We start from the raw sequence: 6195 nt of genomic DNA on the forward strand, positions 1-6195 counted from the left end.
AAGCAAAAAATATTGATTACAATTTTTGAAGACTAACTAGTTTGATTACAAAAAACAGCACTTTTATGTAAGCAAAAAATATTGATTACAATTTTTGAAGACTAACTAGTTTGATTACAAAAAACAGTACTTTTATGTAAACAAAAAATATTGATTACAATTTTTATACTCTAACTAATTTCATTAAAGGTTCAAAAGAATACATCGCAGCTCTACGCCCTGATGATTCTTCTCTTAAAACTAAATAGCCATTATCAACTAATTTTTTAATCATTAGTACTGCTGTTGCATTCGGGATCTTTGTTGTACTAACAAATTTATTATTTCTAAATACTGGATAAGTAAATATAAAATCAAGTATCTCTATATTCCATTTTGAAGATAGTAACTCAGAGAATTCAGTTTTTGTAGTTTCGTACAAACTCTTTATACTCTCAGCTATTTCTAAATTTTTAATCGCTTGATTTTCTACTGCTTTTAAGAAAAAAAGAATCCATTCATTCCAATCCTTTGTTTTGGAAACATTACGCATTTGTTCTATATATTCATCTTTATTTTCTTCAAAATATCCACTAATATAAAAATGAGGTTCTGAAAGAATTTTTTCTCTCCATAAGTTCAGCGTAATTAACATTCTTCCAATTCTTCCATTTCCATCTTTAAAAGGATGCAATGCTTCAAACTCCAAATGCATAATAGCAGTTTTAATTAACGGAGGAAAATCACTATTTTCTAGAAACTTAAAAAGCTGCTCTAATCCATCAACTAGATTTTCAGGCCTAATAGGAATAAACTGAATTTCTCTTTTTAACCTATCTGCCAAATAATTTTGTTCTTTCTTAAATTCACCAGGAGATTTATTTGCTCCTCTACCTAAATATAACAACTGTTGATGCATTTGCTTAAGAAAGCTTAATGAAAAATCATAGCCACTTTCAAGTGCACTTTGAGCATTTTTCAAAGCACGTTGGTATAAGATAGTTTCTATTACATCGGTTTTAGCAGTAGTGATATCCTCACCTTCATGATCAGCCTCATATTGAAGTATCTCATCCATTGTGCTAATTGTACCTTCAATTCTAGAAGATATTACCGCCTCCTGATTTCTTAAAGGAGCTAATAAAATTTCAGTGTTATGTAGGTTTTTTAACATTTGATCAAAACGTGCCAATGCATCAGTAGCCCTCACTAATTCTTGAATAAAAAGAGCATAATCAATACTCTTTGGAGGAAAAACACCATAATGATAATCTACCGCTTTCTCTAAATTATAATCCATACATTTTTATTTTGATTACAAAAATACAAATAAAAACAAAAACAAAGATGTTTGATTACATAAATATAGATATTATTGTAATCAAAATATTTTTTATTAAATTATAATGTAAAACAGAAACAGATAAATCTCTATTAAAAATCAAATAAGCTTCCCTCTTTACAAAACACGTTTTATCAGTCCCCACAAACATAGTTAAAACAAATTCTCAAATGCCTGATCAAGCTCTTCTCTATTAAAATCCTCTACATAAGCTTCAGTAGTTTTAATAGATTGGTGCCCAAAGGCCTGTTTAAGCATATATAAGTTCACCCCTTTTTTTAATGATAGAGTAGCGAAAGTATGACGAGCTGTATAAAAGGTAATCTTTGTTTTAATCCCACATTCCTTTGCAATGATATTTAACTGCTTATTATAATAATCCCTAACACTACTTTTTCGTGCTCTTAGTTCTTCTTTAGTATATAAGCTTAGATCTTTATCCAGGATTGAAAAGATGTAATCTGTATCAAATGGCCTATAGATTCTGAAATAGTTTAAGATAGTATCCAAGTCTTTATTCTCTGGTATCTTTACATTAATAGCCACGCCTGTTTTATTTCGGATATAACTAAAACGATTAGAGTTTATATCATCCCATTTTAATTCAGCGATATCAGTAAAGTTCATTCCTCGACAAAAGAAACTAAATAAATAAGTATACAACACCTTAGCTCCTTCAGTATTTTCTGAAAAGTCATAATCAAGTAGCAGCTGTAACTCTTCTTTTGTAAGCGCTTTTTTTATCTTGGTAGATTTCAACTTAGAAATCACATAGTCTCTAAATGGATAATTCTCCAAAGATGCTATTTTTGATTTAATAGCAGAATTATAAATAGCACGTATATTACGCATATATATACCTATTCCTCCATTTGTACAGCCTCTTGATCTTAAGTCTGCTTCAAAGGCTACTAAAAAAGAATAATCAATTTGTGTAAACTCATATTTGATCACCCCAGGCTTAAAACGTTTTAAAGCCTTTAATGAATCATTATATGAACTTGCTGAACTAACTTGACCTGCTTCTTTGAATTGCTCAATCCTATTTTGAAAAAAAGCAACAAATTTTACAATCTCAACCTTCTCTGGTCGAAGTAGAGAATCAAATACTTCAAGTGTAAATTCTTTTTCTTGTTCAATCATCAAATCCAATACTTTTGACGCATCTTGTTTGAGCGTACTTAATATTCTATTGGCTTGTAAAAAATTCGGGAACTTAGAGGTAAACTCCCCTACTTTTGCATTCCAAAATTTAGGTGCAGTACTGTAAGGTGTTTTATAGAATTTAGACCTCCTATTAATAGTAACTCTAAGATTAATTGGGTAAGTTCCATCACTTAATTTTGTCTTTTTTAATACAATTTTTAAACTCGTTTTCATCATAAATAATTTTAAAGTACAACATACGTACAACAAATCGGTACTTATCGTGCAAATAGATGAAACAAAAATATTTTAAAAATTTTGCAACTAACTAAAAATCAGTTGGTTTGAAACAAAATGCAATTAAATACAACATTCATTTCTCCGGCTCATAATCAGCAAGTCCCTGGTTCGAGCCCAGGTGGGACCACAAAAGAACCCCTCATTACCTTGGTAGTGAGGGGTTTGTTTTTTCAATAGGCTATTTCTTATTAAACATATCTAACATTATATGTACAACTTCTAATGTCTCTCCATTATTTTCATGTCTTGATACTCCAACTCTCATTGCTCCAATATTATTATGTAAATCACTTCGAAGAGTAAAACCAGAAAATGGGTATTTATCTTCATAATCCATATCTTTTATGTATTTAGTATAATTCGCCCATAAATTATCTAATCTATTGCTCTCTGCAAAAACAATAACAAACTTTCTTTTCAAATCATGAGTATCATATTTTGATAAAAGTTTATTTATATGATCAGATACAATAGTATTCTTTTTACCACAACTGCTCAATCGTAAACATTCAATTATTGTTATAGGTATACCATTATTCCTTCTGATCATAATATCCAATTCACCAGAACTAATTCCAGAACTTGAAGATCCAGATCTAGTTTGATCAGCAACATTATGTCCTTTTGTTCTTAAAAGATCAACTAACCCATCGTTATACAGATCTTCTATTTTCTGTTGATATTTTCTTTCTAAAATTCTAGATGAAACTTCAATTATATCTGTTAATATCTTATCTAATGAATATATAGGGTTGTTATCATTATCCGTATTTTCAATATGATAAAGACCTAGAAGTTTATGAACATTAACACCTGTGCAACTTATTTCACAAGGAATTGTTTTAAAGCCATTAGTTACACCAATTTTCCTAACAAACGAATAGTTAAATAGATGAGGCGTTTTAGAATTTATACAGTCAGAACAAATACACGGAATTCGCTCAGGCACATCATGATAATTTAGTGATTGATGAATGTCATTTAATTCTTTGCGAATTATTTCTAAAAGAAAAGATGCATTATCTCCATTAATCCAAATAAATAATTTCCTAGAATATTGGTCAGTTGTAATAAGTGCTCTAGTATTCTCTCTTTGAATAATCACTCCATTTTTCCAAAATGTGTTATCATGAATCAGATTTCTTGTTCTTACAATAAATCTAGCCATGATTCCAGCAGGCATAAAATCATAATGGTATTCAAAACGTAAATTATCATTGTAATCCCAATCAAAATCTATTATTTCTGGTTTTAATAATTCAGGAATAAGAAATAAGTTTTTTTCAATTTCGAAGCATAATTCGAAGTTTTTCATTAAAGTCACAATATAAGGTCTCTTATCTGCTTCAAATTCAAACAGAACCGTATCTAATAGTTCAGGATCAAATTCTCCATTTCTTTGAATTACTTCTTTAGAATCTAATATTTTATAAACTGCATTTGTAGCCCATTCAGGTTTTAAGAAGATGATATGCCTAAGAAGGTTATCTTCTTGAAAATGAAGAAAAACACCTAAATCATGGAAGTATTGACTTAAAAATAATCCACGTTTGTTTGATAAACCACATTGATTACAGATTGCCAAATATTCAGATAATGAAATATAATTTGACTGCAATGATTCTAAAATTTTTCTGATCTCTAGCCAAACTTTTGGAAGCTTATCTCCAATTAGTGGCAAAGAGTTAATCTCACTACTAATATTCTCTGATAATAAATCTATATTTTGACCTGTTATTGCACTGACTTTATGAAATGATACTATATTTTTGAATTTAGCTTTTAGAGACTTTTCATCTATATTATTAATTCTCTCATCCATCTTATTAAGTACGATAATCACAGGTGAGTTGTTACTCAACAATCTGATTACATTAAGCCAATAATCAAAACTTATTTGATGTTGATCAGTTCTTGCTTCCCAAACTAACAAGTAAAGTGATCTATTGGTTAAAAAGAATTGGTGTGTTGAATGGTAGATTTCTTGCCCTCCAAAATCCCAAATATTTACTCTGAAATCTTGTGAGGATAACGTTTTAATACACCAGTTTTTTATTTCTATTCCTTCTGTTGAACAGGTTTCTGGAGTGTCATTATATACTAATCTATTCATTAAAAAAGTCTTACCAACATTTCCTTGACCAACGATTAATAATTTTGCTTCAAATAACTGTTCATTATCGCCTAATGACAAATAATAATTAATAATACCAGATGCTCCTTGTGCTGAAATTTCCACAGGAACCCTACCAATCGGATTGTTATCGAAATCAAGATATTCAAGAGAGTTTAGATTCTCAAATTCTACAGGTAAATGATTAATTTTATTTCCACTTAGAATTAATCTTTTTAATTTTTTTAGTTTTCCAATGCTTGTAGGTAAATATGTAAGATTATTAAAACTCAGGTTTAACTCTACTAAATTTTCTAAATCATTAAAAATATCATCATTAATTTGAAAGATATTATTCTCAGACAAATCTAACTTTTCTAAGCTATTACAATCTTTAATTGCTATAGGAAACTCTTCTAATTTATTACCTTTTAAGTTTAAATTAGTACATTTTGAAAATGTTATTTTGTCGTTAGATATATATGAAATTTGATTATAACTTAAATCAACTTTTTCTATATGCATTAAATTTTTAAAATAATGATCTGTGATTTTTGAAATTTGATTCTCAGATATATTAAAACAATTTAAATTTTCTATAGTAAATACTATAATTGGTAAATCTTTAAAAGAATTATTCTTTAGACTCAAGTTCTCAAGATTCTTAAATTCATAGAACCAATCTGGTATAATATTTATGGTGTTACCAAATAAATCAAGGTATTTTAAATTATTACATGTTCTCAATTTATTAGGTATTTCCTTCAATCTACCTGAATTTAATTGAACTTTAGAAGTGTTCGTTTTTAATTCTTTTAATTTATCTTTTATATGTGGTTTCATACTTTTTTTAGGGTTAGGTATTAAAAATTCAAAACATATCATTTAAAAAATATGATAGATTTCCATAATAATTATATTCATAATAAGTCTAAATATGATAGGTTTCTTTCATTCATAAACAACTTTAAAAACCAAAAATACTTATAATTCAAATAAGTTAAAAGAAATTAAAACAACATCACTATAATGACAAATTAAGACATTTACATTCCTTCGGAAATTAACTACATTTGAATTAGAAAACATTACGAACAAGCGTAATCTATCATTATTGGTTTATCAGAAATGCGACCTTCAGATAACATCCAACATAGAGATAGACTTACACCTGTGCCTTATATTGGCATGGGCTGAGTATATCTGTCTGTTGCAAACCTCTGATAGGGACATGCTCTTAGTTCCACCGCCTTTTATTAACGTATCCGCCCGAGCAAGTGCATATTTCATAATATAATGTAAGGAAGTAAGTTTG

At 28.5% G+C, this 6195-nt stretch carries 3 protein-coding genes; all 3 read right to left on the bottom strand.

Annotated elements, in window-relative coordinates:
* Nucleotides 1–163: 163 nt before the first annotated feature.
* Nucleotides 164–1279: a Fic family protein gene (locus tag RT228_RS17790; RefSeq protein WP_006260539.1), complete on the bottom strand. Its 1116-nt coding sequence runs from the start codon at nt 1277–1279 to the stop codon at nt 164–166.
* 195 nt (nt 1280–1474) lie between these two features.
* Complete coding sequence (locus tag RT228_RS17795; RefSeq protein WP_225600313.1) at nt 1475–2704, bottom strand: site-specific integrase; 1230 nt, start codon at nt 2702–2704, stop codon at nt 1475–1477.
* Between the two features lie 241 nt (nt 2705–2945).
* Nucleotides 2946–5723, bottom strand: a complete 2778-nt coding sequence (locus tag RT228_RS17800; protein WP_313139186.1) for a COR domain-containing protein — start codon at nt 5721–5723, stop codon at nt 2946–2948.
* Between the last annotated feature and the right edge of the window lie 472 nt (nt 5724–6195).

This window comes from Myroides sp. (assembly GCF_032073645.1).
Lineage (GTDB): Bacteria > Bacteroidota > Bacteroidia > Flavobacteriales > Flavobacteriaceae > Flavobacterium > Flavobacterium odoratimimum.

What these genes read in the sequence shown, in the direction of transcription:
- RT228_RS17790 (WP_006260539.1), bottom strand. Translation starts at nt 1,279, where the DNA reads ATGGATTATAATTTAGAGAAAGCGGTAGATTATCATTATGGTGTTTTT.
- RT228_RS17795 (WP_225600313.1), bottom strand. Translation starts at nt 2,704, where the DNA reads ATGATGAAAACGAGTTTAAAAATTGTATTAAAAAAGACAAAATTAAGT.
- RT228_RS17800 (WP_313139186.1), bottom strand. Translation starts at nt 5,723, where the DNA reads ATGAAACCACATATAAAAGATAAATTAAAAGAATTAAAAACGAACACT.